Source organism: Algoriphagus resistens (assembly GCF_001442615.1).
Classification (GTDB): domain Bacteria; phylum Bacteroidota; class Bacteroidia; order Cytophagales; family Cyclobacteriaceae; genus Algoriphagus; species Algoriphagus resistens.
In genome coordinates, this window is the sequence record NZ_LMXN01000006.1 from 62,995 (window position 1) to 78,656 (window position 15,662).

At 44.3% G+C, this 15,662-nt stretch carries 11 protein-coding genes; 2 read left to right on the plus strand and 9 right to left on the minus strand.

Annotated features, from left to right (window positions below; translation table 11 throughout):
• Positions 1–294: 294 nt before the first annotated feature.
• Both AS141_RS12450 and AS141_RS12455 read left to right on the plus strand, forming a co-directional pair.
• Complete coding sequence (locus tag AS141_RS12450; protein WP_057937998.1) at positions 295–3,528, plus strand: DUF5689 domain-containing protein; 3,234 nt, start codon at positions 295–297, stop codon at positions 3,526–3,528.
• Positions 3,529–3,724: 196 nt separating this feature from the next.
• On the plus strand, positions 3,725–4,222 hold the full coding sequence (locus AS141_RS12455; RefSeq protein WP_057937999.1) for a MauE/DoxX family redox-associated membrane protein: 498 nt from the start codon (positions 3,725–3,727) through the stop codon (positions 4,220–4,222).
• Positions 4,223–4,850: 628 nt separating this feature from the next.
• Here AS141_RS12455 and AS141_RS12460 read toward each other — a convergent pair.
• The 9 genes from AS141_RS12460 to AS141_RS12495 form a co-directional block, all read right to left on the minus strand.
• The gene (locus AS141_RS12460) at positions 4,851–5,768 is read right to left on the minus strand and encodes a helix-turn-helix domain-containing protein (RefSeq protein WP_057938000.1); all 918 of its coding nucleotides are present in this window, start codon (positions 5,766–5,768) and stop codon (positions 4,851–4,853) included.
• Between the two features lie 319 nt (positions 5,769–6,087).
• Positions 6,088–7,893, minus strand: a complete 1,806-nt coding sequence (locus AS141_RS12465) for a HAMP domain-containing histidine kinase (protein ID WP_057938001.1) — start codon at positions 7,891–7,893, stop codon at positions 6,088–6,090.
• Positions 7,894–7,906: 13 nt separating this feature from the next.
• On the minus strand, positions 7,907–9,037 hold the full coding sequence (locus tag AS141_RS12470; protein ID WP_057938002.1) for a histidine kinase: 1,131 nt from the start codon (positions 9,035–9,037) through the stop codon (positions 7,907–7,909).
• A 21-nt stretch (positions 9,038–9,058) separates the two neighbouring features.
• Complete coding sequence (locus AS141_RS12475) at positions 9,059–10,192, minus strand: porin (RefSeq protein ID WP_057938207.1); 1,134 nt, start codon at positions 10,190–10,192, stop codon at positions 9,059–9,061.
• A 67-nt stretch (positions 10,193–10,259) separates the two neighbouring features.
• A complete protein-coding gene (gene kdpC, locus AS141_RS12480) occupies positions 10,260–10,832 on the minus strand; it encodes a potassium-transporting ATPase subunit KdpC (RefSeq protein ID WP_057938003.1) in 573 nt (190 codons plus the stop codon).
• A 10-nt stretch (positions 10,833–10,842) separates the two neighbouring features.
• Positions 10,843–12,876, minus strand: coding sequence for a potassium-transporting ATPase subunit KdpB (gene kdpB / locus AS141_RS12485; protein ID WP_057938004.1), 2,034 nt, complete (start codon positions 12,874–12,876; stop codon positions 10,843–10,845).
• Between the two features lie 10 nt (positions 12,877–12,886).
• Positions 12,887–14,581, minus strand: a complete 1,695-nt coding sequence (gene kdpA, locus AS141_RS12490) for a potassium-transporting ATPase subunit KdpA (protein WP_057938005.1) — start codon at positions 14,579–14,581, stop codon at positions 12,887–12,889.
• Positions 14,582–14,583: 2 nt separating this feature from the next.
• Positions 14,584–14,661, minus strand: a complete 78-nt coding sequence (gene kdpF / locus AS141_RS27405; protein WP_082632295.1) for a K(+)-transporting ATPase subunit F — start codon at positions 14,659–14,661, stop codon at positions 14,584–14,586.
• Positions 14,658–15,026: a DUF7674 family protein gene (locus AS141_RS12495; RefSeq protein WP_057938006.1), complete on the minus strand. Its 369-nt coding sequence runs from the start codon at positions 15,024–15,026 to the stop codon at positions 14,658–14,660. The genes kdpF and AS141_RS12495 overlap by 4 nt, the downstream gene beginning before the upstream one ends.
• Positions 15,027–15,662: the final 636 nt, after the last annotated feature.

Genomic DNA, 15,662 nt, shown 5'->3' on the forward strand with positions numbered 1-15,662 from the left:
TGGTGCCATGGGTATAGCAATTTAGTGACAGTTCATATCCACCCATGCTGAAAAACCATTGCGCAGCAGTACCATCCCGGCAAGTCCTAACTGGTTTAGGGTCCAGATGATAAAAACAATCCGCGACTGGCTGGCGTTTTTGGGCCTTGCGTGATCCTGAAGGTAACAGGTTTAAGTACATCACCCATGCTGTGAATCATAGAAGTCAATACTTAAAAATATAACTCAGAGTTAACTTTTTGCACACTGAAAGAAACTATAAAATCATGACCTTTAGTAAAAACCATTTTATTTATGAATAATTTTTTACTTAAAACAACCTGGATACTTTGGGCATTAACCAGCAGTTCTGCACTGGCCCAAGAGGTCTTCATCAATGAAATCCATTACGATAATTCCGGAACGGATATCGGAGAAGCTATCGAAATTGCAGGGCCTGCAGGAACTGATCTTTCCGAATGGTCATTGGTACTTTATAATGGGGCAAACGGAACTGTTTATGATACAGACAATTTAGCCGGATCAATTCCTGACTTAGGGAACGGTTATGGAGTTGTTGCCCTTTCTTATCCTTCAAATGGCATACAAAACGGATCCCCTGATGGAATTGCCCTTATCCAAAATGGCACCGTCATTCAATTTCTAAGCTATGAAGGTTCATTTCAGGCAGTAGGCGGTCCAGCTGATGGAATGAGCAGCTCGGATATTGGTGTGAGTGAAGCAGGTACCGCGCCTGTTGGCAGTTCTCTTCAGCTCTCAGGAAACGGAAAGGTATATTCTGATTTTGCATGGCAGAACTCTTCGAACGCTACTTTTGGGACCTTCAATACCGACCAATCCTTTCAGGGTACGCCAGTACTTTTCATCAATGAATTTCATTATGACAATACTGGTACAGATGTAGGTGAAGGTATAGAAGTCGCGGGTACTGCAGGGCTGGATCTTACCGGGTATTCTTTGGTACTTTACAACGGAAATAATGGGGCTGTTTATAATACCATCGCCCTTAACGGTATTATCCCAAACCACGACAATGGATTCGGAACACTATTTATTGAAACCGTAGGGCTTCAAAATGGTTCTCCGGATGGTTTTGCTTTGGTAGGCCCAAGCCAGGAAGTAATCCAGTTTTTAAGCTATGAGGGGAATTTTATTGCCGTAGGAGGCCCTGCTGATGGAATGAACAGTGAGGATGTAGGTGTAGTCGAAGCTTCCTCTTCGCCGGTTGGAAACTCACTTCAACTTCAGGGTTCAGGCACTAAATATGCCGATTTTACCTGGTCTGATTCCCCTATCGCCAGTACCTATAATGCTATTAATACCGAGCAAAGCTTCGGCGGAATTATCGTCGATCCTGAACCGGAATTGATCAGTATTGCAGCTGCCAGACAAAAAGCACTCGGTACTAAAGTTATCGTAAAAGGCATTTTGACTGCCTCAGACCACTTCGGAGGACCTGCATTCATTCAGGATCAAACAGGAGGCATTCCGGTATTCGATTCCCAAATCCACGGGAAGGAAGTTTTCCAAATCGGAGATGAAATCCAGCTGTTGGGCACTATCGGCTCATTTAACCAGCAACTTCAATTGGTGGAAGTTGAGGAGTTTGAATTGATCAGTTCCGGCAATCCACTAAGTCCGATTTCAGTAAGTATCAGTCAGCTCACCGCTGAACTGGAAGGCCAACTGATCAGTATATCTGCAGCCTCTTTTGCGACTCCAACCGGTCTATTGTTTCCGGAGAGCAACTATGTAATCACGGATGGCAGCGGCAACCTAGAACTTAGAATCGACGGGGAAATCACTAGCCTAGTCGGGCGTGTAATTCCTTCGGATGCACAGACCATTACCGGTGTATTGGGAAGTTTCCGGGGCACGCTCCAGCTTTTGCCAAGATTCTTGGAAGATCTGCCGGGTACCAGCCCATATGCTCAGGAAGGTTCAGATATCCCTTCCGGTGAAACATTGGATATCATGACCTGGAATATGGAATTTTTTGGTGCTACCCTTACAAATTATGGTCCTTCGGATGTAAATCTTCAAGCTGCAAATGCCTTAAAAGTATTCGAAGCTACCCTACCGGATATTATTGCCGTGCAGGAAGTGAGCGATGAATCTCTTTTAACATCCGTGGTAAGTCAGATGCCGGGATATTCCCTGATCTGCTCGGATCGCTATTCCTATTCATTCGACGGACCTGATCCAAGCTTTCCTCCACAAAAGCTGTGTCTTATTTACAATACCGCTGTGATAGACATTATCGGAGAGAGAGCCATGTTTGAGCAAGTTTATGATGAGGCCCGATTGGGATTAAATCCTATTCTGGACAGCTATCCTACGGGAACTCCATCTTCATTCTGGTCCAGCGGGCGTCTTCCATGGATGGTCACGGCCATAGCCGAAATCAACGGTGTGAAAGAAGAAATCAATTTGATCAACATTCATGCAAAATCAGGTTCTGCCACAGCGGATCTGAACCGAAGAAGATTTGACAACCAGGTCTTAAAGGATAGCTTAGACGCCTATTTTGCTGATGCAAATATCATCCTTCTGGGAGATTACAATGATGATCTGGACGAATCCATCGGTTCCGGACCAAGTACTTATGAGGAATTTATTTCGGATGCTGATTTTGATGGTGTGACAGTGAGTCTCAGTGAGGCAGGTCTTCGCTCCTACATTTTCAATGATAATGTGATTGACCACATTACCTTATCCAATGAGCTTTATGACAATTACTTGGAAGGATCGGAAGGGCTGTTTATCCCTTTTAATCTGATTGACAATTATGCCAATACCACCTCTGACCACCTGCCTGTATTTGTTCGGTTGCTGCCCGGTGAACCGTTGCTTTCGGATGCGGGTGAAGGGGCTGTAGTTTACTATGGTTACCCACCACTTTCCGGCACAGTTCTCAGCGCTGCAGATGCTGTGGGTGGCATCGCTCCTTATACTTATGCCTGGAGTGATGGCCAGGTAGGTCAGGAAATTACGGTTTCACCTACAGAAACTACCACCTATACCCTTACTGTCACAGATGCCCTGGGCAATGTGTTTACAGATGAGGTGACAGTTTGCGTGGTAGATGTGAGAAGTGGCAATAAAGGCGACAAAGTAATGGTTTGTCTACGTGCCGGGAATTCCGGAAAATCCCATACCCTGAGTGTAGCATTAAATGCTGTCCCTTCATTTCTAAAAAGAGGAGCAACTTTAGGAAGCTGCGGAACGGTGATTTGTGACATGGAAACAAGCACCGAGTCGCTTGTCTATAAGGAGGCACAAATCATAAAAGCTTACCCAAATCCTATGGAGGATCAGATAGCCATTGAACTCGATCGGGAGATAAGTCTGGACATAAGCTATATTCTTTACAGTGATAGAGGCGAAATGATCGAAAGTGGTGTGAGCCAGTTTAATCAAGGGCGTAGTGAATTTATCATCCGATCCGACCGATTCAAGAAGGGCATTTATTTCTTACACTTAACGGGTGGGGATAATACTAAAATTATCAGATTGCTGAAAAAGTAACTATTTATCAATTTTATGAGAAGGTCCAGAAATTTTCTGGACCTTCTTTGGCTGCGGAGGATAGCCCTTTAAATTCTGTATATTCCTCCAGGGTGATCAATTGGTATTTCTGCTTATCCAGTTTTTTTCACTTTATTCAGGCTTTTGTAAGCATATGACCTGCTTCTGCCTGTCAAAACCATGACCGGTTACAGAGTTGCTGATCACCCTGCTCCTGCACTTTTCGGTCAGCAGATGGTGGGGATACCTCTCAAGCATCCTGCTACTCACTGTATTTACCACCTATGGGGGACTGATCTGGGCAGGGGCTTTCCCAAGGATACCCTGCAACTGTGCACGGATATTGGTATCCATGGGATGGGAAACCCATTTCTTCCTGAACCTTGGATTTATAGGAATGACAGTCTGGAGTATGGGGATGGAGAAATCAGCTACGGTAAGTTATCGATATACCGAAGGCCCATACCGCGGACTAACCGATGACCCGGGGAAAAAGGAGGTCAAAAGCCCCCTAACAAGTAAATGGGGAGCAGCAACCTTAACTGCTAATGGCTGTAGCAGGTTTCAGCTGGATGACCAAGAACTGAAAAAGGGCGGTGGAAAAGTCCACCGCCCTACAGCCCAAATCCTGCAAGTGAAATGGGCTGCAAAAAATGCAACCGGAACAAAAAGATTGGCCTTGTTCTACTTTTGAAGGTTAAAACAACTCAGCCGATGAAAATAATCAGTGAATACAACATATACAACTAACTTTACAACAACTGCACCGTCTGTTTCCATGATCGGAAGTGGAGACTCCAAACAATACTCTGCGGTACAGGGAGCAGAACCGGCTCCCGTATTTTTAAAAGCAGCATCTTTACTCCCTTCTAATACATATCCATTTCTTTCTTTTTCAATGTAATCGCAGCCTCAAAGGATCAAGTCATTGGTCTGCGTTGCCCAATTTTACTATCCTCATTGTTTTTTTGAACTGTCAAGGAAATACTACCATATTCATCTTCTCCCCGCCTCACCCACACTCAAATTAAGATTAAGATAAATCTACTGATATTTGGAGAGACATTATCACTAGAAAAAAGCCCTAGATCGTATTGATTAAAGAAGTACCTATAAAGGTTTACAACAATTGCAGCCATTTCAACTGAGCGGTAGAAATGGCTACAATTGGCGCTGGGAAAAATAAATTTCCTTACCAAATCCTTAGCGTTGATAAAAGATGAATTGGATCTACTGCACCCTGTTCCCAAGGTGCATGAAGAGCTTATCATGCATAAATTCCGTTTGGACTGGAACTACCATTTCAGGAAGCATCAAGGCCATCAGTCATTTCCTCCTTCTGCTGTGATCAAAGTAATACCAGTCAGATCCGCTTTCCCTTGTTTCAAGAATTCGTAGGTCATCCGATCTGCCTTGCAGTCTATAAAACGGATACGTTTCAATTTTTTATTGTTCTTAAAAAACGTATTTATAAGTGTCGCATCCTGGAAGGTCACCCTGGTAAATGCACAGTTTTCAAAACAGCAGTCCTCAAACGTGCCATTGAAAACGATATCGGCAATATAGGTGGCGTTGAAAGAGGTACTGTTCCAAACGGCATCTACCATACTGCTTTTCTCGAAGCCCCCGGATTTAATAACTGATCCGGAAAAATCGGTACCGGAAAAATCGCATCCTTTGACATAGCTTTTTGAAAATTCTGTTTCTTTCAGGGAACTGCCCTTAAACAGATTGCCTAACAAATAAGAGTTCTGAATGTGGCTGTTGCTGATATCTGAACCTGAAAAGTCGCAGCCGTCAACATTATTGCCCTTCAGAAGAAGTCCGGACAAATCAGAACCGATGAACAAGCAGCGCTGCATGTTGGATGAACCGAATTTTTCATGTAGGTTTTTCAATCCGGAAAAGTCAGCGTCTACCCAGTTTCCCTGTGACATATCCCAGCTTAGTTTTCCCTTCTGCTTTTCATCCTGCAATTCAGCCGATTGTTTTACCAACGGCTCATTTGGTACCGCCCCAGTGACCGAGGATCGGAAGTTCTCAGAGAAATAGTTAAAATCAACTCCAAGAATTTCAGCAAGGCGGTTAAACGTAGTGATATCCGGCATGGATTCCCCACGCTCCCATTTACCTACCGCCTGTGGGCTGATGAATAATTGTTCGGCGAGCTGTGCCTGAGAAATAGTTGCCTTTTTTCGGGCTTCGGCAATTTTATTGCCAATCTTTTTAGTGTCTAACATAGGTGCGAGTTTTACTATTTATGATGCTTCAAAGGTATTTTCAAGCAGGCCCTGAATCAAAAAAAAACAGCTACTTACAGTTGTATCTGCACTACTTCTGGTTGTTTTCGACAACTATCAGGGGGAGGTGTAACATTCTTTAAGAGTTGACTGATTTTTACCACATAAGTTGGTAAAAAATCGATTGTTATTCGATTGATTGACCGTCTCCCTAGAATTTCGGAAAAGTGCAAAAAAACCTAATCGAAGTCGCGCATTGTTATAGAAACTTCCTTACGTAAGGATAGCTTGCAGACCAAAAAATTCTCCCTTAACATTTTCAGCTGGCTAAGTTCAGCCTAATCCAAAATGAAGCCCCCTTTCCCTCCTCGGACTCCACCCCGATACTTCCCCCCATTGCCTCGATAAATTCTTTGGAGATGGCCAGTCCCAATCCCGTTCCCGAATCATCAGAATTCTTCAGCCGTGAAAATTTTCGAAAAATTTTCTTTTGATTTTCAACAGCAATACCCTGGCCCTGATCAATCACACCTATCTCCAAAAACTTCCCTTTTTGCGCTGTCTTTAGTTGAATTGTAGAACCTTCAGGCGCATACCTTATGGCATTTGTTAAAAGATTGTTCAATACCCACACAAGCTTATGGGCATCCACGGTAACAGCGGGGAGATTTGCTTCAGACAGATGCGTTATTTCCAATCCCTTATCTTTCAAAAATAGGCTCACCCCCTCCACTGCTTTATCAATCAGATTATCAGGAGATTCAACTGTTAGATTAACATCAATTGTTCCGCTCTCAATCTTGGATATGTCCAGAACTTCATTGATCATTCTTCTAATGCGTTCACTATTATTTTCAATAGTCTCTACCAATTCTACCTGACTTGGAGCCAGCGAGCCTGTCTTTGTATTCCTAAGAAGATTAGTACTCATCAAAATTGCTGAAACGGGCGTTTTCAATTCATGTGAAAGCGTGGCTATGAAGTGGGTCTTCGCTTTATCTTTTTCTGTGAAATCGGTGATGTCTGTCAATACTATTACATGTCCCATGAGACCTTCCTTCTTATCCTCTTCCAGACGGCCTACTACATTAATGATATTTTTGGCGAACAGCCTTTCCTTATGATTATCTATTATAGTTACCGGAGGGTAAATCTTTTCTTCGAAAGGCATAAAATCAATCATCAACTCTTGGATAAGGCTCTCCATCAATTGATTATCTGCAGCCAATTTAGGGGCATATTCCCCCATTATCTGATCGCGGTCTAGACTCAACAGCTTCAAACAATGGTCATTTGCAAATATTACTTTTTTGCATTCATCCAGTCCCAGAATTGCTTCATCCATATGGTTAATGACCGCATTCAAGCGCTTCTGCTCATTGATAAGTTTAGCCAGATTAGAATCCTCAAACTTATCGAGTTTTGCTGCCATAAGATTAAAAAGACCTGCAAGTTTGCCATATTCATCCTTAGAGTGTAAGGGAATATTGACCTTGTAGTTTCCTTTCGAAATCTCCTTGATGGCCACAGCAAACGTCTTAAGAGGCCTTGAAATATAAATTGGCAGGGCGATTATAAAAACCAATGCAACCAAAATACTGGCCCCGGTAAAGATATTCATGTATAACACAGCATTCGAGGCGGTAGTACCTGCCAGCTCATTCTTGTGTAACATGGTCTCCTCATTTATTGAATAGATGCTCCCTGTCTGGATTTTTATCTGATAGATCATCGCCAGGATTTGATCATTAGTTGCAGCAGTTGAACTTGCTCCCGCCAGGTATAATCCCTCTAGCTTCTCCAGATTATCGGAGAGCTCTTTTGTAAGCTTTTTTTCACCTGATTCTGTGACATTTACATGCTGTAGCCGGATGGCCTGCTTGATCGGATCAAAGATCTGTTGGGCTTCAGCTTCGGAAAATGCCTTATCTAAAACTTTTAACTGCAGCTCGTCGAGTTGGTGTTCAATGTCTCTGAGGTACATCAAGGTTCTGTAATTATCCTGCATAATGGCCGCAGAATCCTTTGCCAGCCATCGCAGGTAGTAACTTCCAAAACTTCCAAGGAGAATAATCACCCCGAAAAGAAAGAGCAGTGAGAAAAACAGTTTGTACTTAACTTTCATTTTATGAGTTGGATTAAAAAACCAGGATCACGTCGATTTCCCGGTTTACCAGTTTTTTGAGCAATTTATCGAAATAATTTCTTCCGCTAAGCTGGCGGTAGAGACTGAAATGCGGTCTTCCTATGATCAGATTGCTGATCTTATATTTTTCTGCATGCTGGAAAATTAGCCCGGGGATATCATCTCCTTTTACTTTAATGACCTCTGCACCTAATTCAGCTGCCCATTTAAGATTTTGAAGCAGCTTCCGCTGCACCGCCAGGTCGATTCTGTCTGACTGCTCTTTGGGAATCTGTATATAAAGCACAAACCACCGTGCCTGGTAATGGGCAGCCAGACGCGAAGTTTTCCTGATGATTTTACGCCCCCCCTCAAAGTTGGTGCTTACGCAGGCCATAAACCGTTCGGAAGGCATCCGGGAAGCTTCCGGAAGCACATTCTGTATTTGATGTTCCACCTGCGTTGCAACCTGACGTAGGGCAAGTTCCCGAAGCTGTAGTATCTGCTCCGGCTGGAAAAAATTATCCAGTGCACGCCGGATACGGTCTCCGCTATAAATTTTTCCCTCTTTAAGTCTTTTGATTAAATCCGCTGCCGGCAGATCAATGTTCACCACCTCATCTGCGTAATGAAGGATTTTGTCCGGAATACATTCTTTGACCTGTATCCCGGAAATCTTATGTACCCTGTCCACCATATTTTCCAGATGTTGTACATTAAACGCGGTGATTACATTGATCCCGGCAGAGATAAGTTCTATCACATCCTGCCAGCGCTTTTCATTTTTACTCCCGGGAATATTGCTATGGGCAAGTTCATCCACCAATACCACATCCGGCCGAACAGTCAAAATCCTTTCCATATCCATTTCCTCTAGCTCTCTGCCTTTGTAGAAAACTTTTTTACGGGGAATCAAAGGAATACCATCCACTAGCGCAATCGTATCCTTTCGGTCATGCGACTCTATAAACCCGATCTGCACATCAACCCCGGCTTCTAACAGCTCATGTGCCTCCTGCAGCATGCGGTATGTCTTTCCCACACCTGCAATCATTCCGATATAAACTTTCAGCCGTCCTTTTTTACGTTGGCGGATTAGCTTTAAGAATTGATCCCCGATTGGTTTTTCCCTGTTTATATCCATAGACTTCAACAAATCATTGGTTTAAAATGCTACTGAAAGGGAGGTTCCCACGAGGGTATTCTTCCCTGAAGGAGCTCCATTATTATCGAAAATCCTATCGTCGCTTTTTAAACTTCTTGCCTCAATCCGCCACAGCACATTTTCAGCCAGCGCCAAATCCGCATTCACAGAATATCCGAAGGTTTTAAATCCATTAGGTGTTCCCGTGGAAATAATCACCTCCGAAGGATCGGCATAGTACTCCGCCCTTGCTGCCAGTGCCAATTTTTCGCTTACTTGATAACGGGCTATTACTACCGGAGAATACCAACAATCAAAGGATTTACTCTTTTTTGCCTGCTGCTGGACACCGATATCAAAACCCGCTATCAGTCCCAAGCTCCCAGTGAGTTCAAACTGGCCATAGAAGTTATGAAAATACCTCATTTCCCTCAAGCTGTCAGGCGTATCACTCCCGATAAAGGAACTACTGTTCAAGGTGATTTTACCGGTAGGCTTATAGGTTAGCTGGTGTCCAAAAGCAGGCGTATTATTTCCTTCAATGCGCTGAATCCGCTGCCAACCGTTCAAAATTAAACCACTGACAAACCAACGCCCATCTTCAGAAGTGTAAGACAGCTTGGCCCCGCTTTCAAAATAGGGAGAATTATCTGCGAGCATGGACCTTGTCATATTCCAACAAACTGCCCCAATGGCACTTTCAAACCCGATGTGCGAGGGGAAAATCCCTGCATCAACCCACAGTTCGTGGTTTTTGGAGATTTTCACCCCCATGCTGGCTTCGTAGATAGTTTTGAGTACTCCCGGCTCAGCCGCGAGATTGGCATTGGCATAAGTCCCTGTCATCAAGGCTAGATTTGCCCGTACCTGCCCAGTACGATAGGAAGCCTGTAGGTAACCAATATTTAGGTTCACCTCATTATGGCGGTTAAAGGAATACACAAAGTCTGGCCGGGTGTGGTTGCCGGGATTCCCAAAATCGTAGAGATAATAAGCCTCCAGGTAACCGCTAACAGAAAATGGAGATATTTCTTTGGTATCCTGGGCATAAACAATCCCACAAAAACCAAAGCTCATCAAAACTGTACAAAGTCCCTTGTTTGGCGTTGGAAGAAAAGAAAACAGAGACTGGAAATAAGTAACAAAAGGGTTCATACGCATGGTAATATAACTTACATCAAGTGGTTTTGGTGACAAAACCGGCCTTAAACCGGTTCTAGCGTCAGTTTGAAACAGTCAATTCATCAAGGGCCAGATTTATTTTGAGGACATTTACGTTATCCGAAGGACCAAACAGACCCAAGAGTGATTTTTCTGAATATGATTCAACTAATTCATGAACCCGCTTCGGATCAATGGACCGTGCTTTTGAAATCCTGTTTATCTGAATCAAAGCCCCCTGTTTGCTGATGTGGGGATCCAGGCCAGAACCAGACGCTGTAATCAGCTCAACAGGAATTTCAGCTATTTTCAATCCGGGATTACTGTTCACCAAAGATCCGATTCTTTCCCGGACCAAAACCATAAGTTCCGGGTTCGTCGGTCCAAGGTTTGATCCGCCGGTTGAAGACGCATCGTAATCCACAGCAGAAGGTCTTCCCCAGAAATATCCAGGACTTGTAAACGATTGGCCTATTTGCTCAAATCCCACTAATTGCCCATTTCTGATAATGGGATTTCCTGCTGAGCTTTTAGGCATTGCTTTTCCTATGCCTACCATGGCAAGAGGATATAAGATTCCGAATAGGACAAGGGTACAAACCCCAAGTCCCAGCACTCTTCTTAAAGATTTCATAGTATATATTTTAAAGCGCGAGATTGACTATCATGTCTATAATTTTGATTCCAATGAATGGTACAACAATGCCTCCCAAACCATACACCAACAGGTTTCTGGTCAGCAAAGAGGAGGCACCGACGGGGCGGTACTTCACCCCACGAAGGGCTAAAGGAATTAGCATCGGAATGATGACCGCATTGAAAATCACTGCTGAAAGAATAGCTGATTCAGGAGTGGAAAGATTCATAATATTCAGGGCACCAAGCCCTGGAATTGCTGCTGCAAATAAAGCGGGGACAATTGCAAAATACTTTGCCACATCATTGGCAATAGAGAAAGTAGTTACATTTCCGCGGGTAATGAGCAACTGTTTTCCTATCTCGATTACTTCCAATAGCTTAGTTGGATCACTGTCCAGGTCCACCATGTTGGATGCTTCCTTTGCTGCTTGTGTACCACTGTTCATAGCCACTCCCACATCTGCCTGGGCCAATGCCGGAGCATCGTTGGTTCCATCCCCCATCATTGCTACCAGTTTACCCTGACGCTGTTCTTCTTTGATATAGTTCATCTTATCCTCAGGTTTTGCCTCAGCGATAAAATCATCAACCCCTGCTTTCCCGGCAATGAATGCTGCAGTAAGCGGATTGTCTCCGGTTACCATTACTGTCTTCACGCCCATCTTTCTTAAACGTTCGAAACGTTCTTGAATCCCGGGTTTGATTATATCCTCCAGCTGGATCACCCCAAGTGCCTTTTTATCCACAGCCAAAGCAAGGGGAGTTCCACCCTTGTTCGAAATTTCCAGTACTTTCTCTTCCAACCTCTTCAAATCGTCCTTGTTTTCAGACCATTTACAGATTGCATCCCATGCTCCTTTCCGTATTTTTCTGCCATCGGGCAAATCCACACCGCTCATTCTGGTTTCCGCACTGAATTTGATAAAGGAAGCATCTCCTATAGCATTCTTTTGTACGGTTATATTTTGCGTCCTTGCCAGTTCAATGATGGACTTTCCCTCCGGGGTGCTATCTGAAAGAGAACTGATGACACATAATTCAGTAAACTCCTCTTTACTGATCTGCTCAAGATGGGAGAAGCTTGTAGCTTTACGGTTACCGATGGTAATAGTACCGGTCTTGTCCAACAGGAGTGTATCAATATCCCCGGCAGTTTCCACAGCCTTACCGGATTTCGCTATGATGTTTGCCCGAAGGGCACGGTCCATCCCCGCGATCCCTATGGCTGACAGCAGGCCTCCAATGGTGGTGGGTATTAAGCATACAAAAAGAGATACCAGTGCAGCGATTGTGATGGGGGCATTTGCAAAATCGGCAAAGGGCTTCAATGTAACTGTTACGATCAAAAAGATCATCGTAAAACTCGCCAACAGTATCGTCAGAGCTATTTCGTTAGGTGTCTTCTGTCGGTTGGCCCCCTCCACAAGCGAGATCATTTTATCCAGGAAGCTTTCTCCAGGTTCAGTCACAACCTGAACTTTCACCTTATCTGAGAGCACTTTTGTACCCCCGATCACACTGTTGTGGTCTGTATCGGCCTCCCGGATCACAGGAGCCGACTCTCCTGTAATCGCAGACTCATCTATAGAGGCTAGCCCCTCGATGATCTCACCATCTGCAGGGATCACATCGCCTGCCTCAGCAAGGAAAACATCTCCTTTTTTTAGATCAGCAGAGCTTGTTTCCCTTATTGATCCATCCCCATTTAGAAGTTTGGCCAGGGTATCCTTTCTGGTTTTCCGCAGTGTATCGGCCTGTGCTTTTCCTCTTGCCTCAGCAATGGCTTCGGCAAAATTCCCGAACAATACGGTCAGGAAGAGTAAACCGGTGATCACGGCATTGTATGCAAAATCACCAAGGCTCTCATGGGAGGAAAAGCCGGATAGTGCTGTCACCACCATCATCACTACTGTGCCCAGCTCCACGGTAAACATTACCGGGTTTTTGATCATTAACGCCGGAGAGAGTTTTGCAAATGCCTGTCCCACGGCTTCACTGATAGTCTCTGCACTAAACAGAGATTTATTTTTATCTGACATAATCCAAGAATTAAAAGGTGTAATATTCCGCCAACGGCCCTAAAACCATGGCGGGAAAGAATGCCAATGCTGCTACAATCACGATGACCGAAATCAGCACTGCGCCAAATGCCGGGCTCTCCAGCTGAAGTGATCCTGCTGTCACAGGCACAGGATTCTTGGCTGACAAGGATCCTACAATGGCCAATGGCCCTATAATCGGGATATACCTGGCCAGCAACATGATAATGCCCGTCAGGACATTCCAAAAAGGGGTATTATCGCCCAGCCCTTCAAATCCTGAACCGTTGTTTGCCGATGCTGAGGTATTTTCATAGAGCATTTCTGAAAACCCATGGAATGAAGGATTATTCAACCACCCCAGAGAAGGGTCCTGCACTAAACCGTAACTGGCCATCGCGGTACCTACCAGAATCAAGAAAGGGTGAAGGATGACAACAAGCGCGGCGATTTTGACTTCTTTCGCTTCTATTTTTTTACCAAACAGACCCGGGGTTCTGCCGATCATCTGTCCAGCGATGAATACCGCCACGATCACAAAGAGAAAGAAATTGATAAAACCAACCCCTACTCCCCCATAGACAGCATTGATAAACATATCAAGCATAAATATTCCCCCTGAAAGAGGCGTATGACTGTCATGCATACTGTTGACAGAACCGTTGGAAGTCGCTGTGGTAGATACTCCCCAAAGAGAAGATGCAGCCGCACCAAAGCGGACTTCTTTGCCTTCCATATTCGATTGTCCGTTTGCGATACCCATTTCTGTAAAGGCAGGGTTACCTTTCAGTTCTTCGCTGATCGAAATAGTGGCAAAGCCCACAAATAACAGGCTCATTATACCGAAGAACATCATGGCTAGTTTTTTTCTGTCCATGAAAAATCCAAAGGCAAAAACCAATGCCATAGGAATTAGAATAATAGCCACATTCTCAGCGATATTGGTCAGGTAATTCGGATTTTCAAATGGGTGCGTGGAATTGGGTCCAAAATACCCCCCTCCATTTGTCCCCAATTGTTTGATCGCCACCATGGGTGCAGTAGGCCCGCCGGCAACCTGCACCGTTTGTCCTTCCAGGGTGGTGACCTGAGAGAGTCCCTCAAAATTTGAGGTTGTACCGTTGATCATCAGGATCACTGCCAACACCACTGCTAAAGGCAGCAATACACGGGTGCAGCTTTTTACCATAAGGTTGTAGAAATTACCCAGGTTAGTACCCCTGCGGTTTTTCAGACCCTGGAATAGCAGTGCACAGGCAGCAATTCCTGTACCCGCGCTGACAAACTGTAACCAGCAGAATACCAAGAGCTGCGTAAAATAGGAAGCCCCGGTTTCCCCACTGTAATGCTGCAAGTTGGTGTTGGTGGTAAAACTTACAGCGGTATTGAAAGCAAGTGTAGGCTCCCAGTTCCCGATATTCACCGGATTCCAAAAGGGATGGGCTCCCTGAAATACCAAAGCAAGGAATGCAAAGAGGAAAAAAAACACATTGATACCAAGAAGCGCTTTGAGGTTTTGTTTCCAGTCCATAGGCTGGTCTGGATCTATTCCGGATAACTTAAAGATCAAACGCTCCAATGGTGAAAGAAAGTCTGTCCAGGTTTTTTGCCCACCGAAGACCTTCACCATGTACTTGCCAAGCGGCCAGGCCAACCCTACCGAAAGCAGGAAAATCAGGATAACTCCAAGGATTTCAGTATTCATGATCAGAATTTTTCAGGTTTAACAATAGCATAAAACAGGTAGCCAAATGAGGCCGCCGATACGATTAAGAGAATGATCATTTTTCCAGTTGGTTAGGTCTATACAGGATCAGGTAGGTTCTCAGCAGGCAGAATGGGAGCATTGCCCTCACCATCTGATGTGTCCTATCATCGATGTCGAGATGTAGTCTGGGAATGAATATGTGCTCAAATGCCACCTTTACCATTTCATTTCCTTTGCGGTAAAGGTTTTCTGCGAGCTGGAAGCATTTTTTCACCCGCGCCAAATCACCGATAAGAATCATCTTTTCAGTATAGGCCGAGAAATTGACCAGCGTTTGAAACAGATGCACGGTGCTTATTTCCTGGGCCTCCAACCCGGGCTCCTGCTTCAGATCAGGAATCTCCTGCTCGATCAGTTGGGTAATAGCATGAAAGGTTTCCATAGTCAGTTCTTTAAAAGTCTGTGAAAGAAGACAAGTGATCCGTAGAAAATACCAAATACTGCTATGCCTAACAGCAGCATGGAAAGTGTCATCATTAAATTCATTTTTAACTTAGGTTTAGGCCAATCAGCAGCGCAATCAGTAAACCTGGCAAAGCCATTTGTAGGAAAGGTCCTTTGAGGTAAACGATATCCTCCAGCCAGTCTTCGGAGGATTCATATCGCTTGGACTTGCTATTCTTTCTTATTGAGCTGCATGACCGACGTTAGTTTTCTGCCAGCGTGCCAAAAGAAGTGCCCTATGGGAACCTATAGCGATAAATAATTTTCAGTCCACTGGATTTCAGCGAATTACAGGCAAATACGCTTAAGAAACATAGATTTAGCCAACCCTAAAACCCTTTCAAAATGACATGATTTATCAATATGACGCAATTGAACCATAGAGCTTGGGGGAGGAAAAAATAAGATTGTATGTTTGGCTATACGTGCTACCCTTTACACTTTTGGGTTAATAGGTGTTCACATTAAGCGGGAAAACAGATGGTTCCCATGCCTGATGCCGGGTGGAAAGAGGAAAAGATAGTATTGACAGTCTGTAAGGAATTGGGGTATTAGCTAGTTAGCTGCGCTATAG

Coding starts and splice junctions, on each gene's coding strand:
- AS141_RS12460 (WP_057938000.1), bottom strand. CDS start 5,768: ATGTTAGACACTAAAAAGATTGGCAATAAAATTGCCGAAGCCCGAAAA.
- AS141_RS12450 (WP_057937998.1), top strand. CDS start 295: ATGAATAATTTTTTACTTAAAACAACCTGGATACTTTGGGCATTAACC.
- kdpB (WP_057938004.1), bottom strand. CDS start 12,876: ATGTCAGATAAAAATAAATCTCTGTTTAGTGCAGAGACTATCAGTGAA.
- kdpC (WP_057938003.1), bottom strand. CDS start 10,832: ATGAAATCTTTAAGAAGAGTGCTGGGACTTGGGGTTTGTACCCTTGTC.
- AS141_RS12495 (WP_057938006.1), bottom strand. CDS start 15,026: ATGGAAACCTTTCATGCTATTACCCAACTGATCGAGCAGGAGATTCCT.
- kdpF (WP_082632295.1), bottom strand. CDS start 14,661: ATGATCATTCTCTTAATCGTATCGGCGGCCTCATTTGGCTACCTGTTT.
- AS141_RS12475 (WP_057938207.1), bottom strand. CDS start 10,192: ATGAACCCTTTTGTTACTTATTTCCAGTCTCTGTTTTCTTTTCTTCCA.
- AS141_RS12465 (WP_057938001.1), bottom strand. CDS start 7,893: ATGAAAGTTAAGTACAAACTGTTTTTCTCACTGCTCTTTCTTTTCGGG.
- kdpA (WP_057938005.1), bottom strand. CDS start 14,581: ATGAATACTGAAATCCTTGGAGTTATCCTGATTTTCCTGCTTTCGGTA.
- AS141_RS12470 (WP_057938002.1), bottom strand. CDS start 9,037: ATGGATATAAACAGGGAAAAACCAATCGGGGATCAATTCTTAAAGCTA.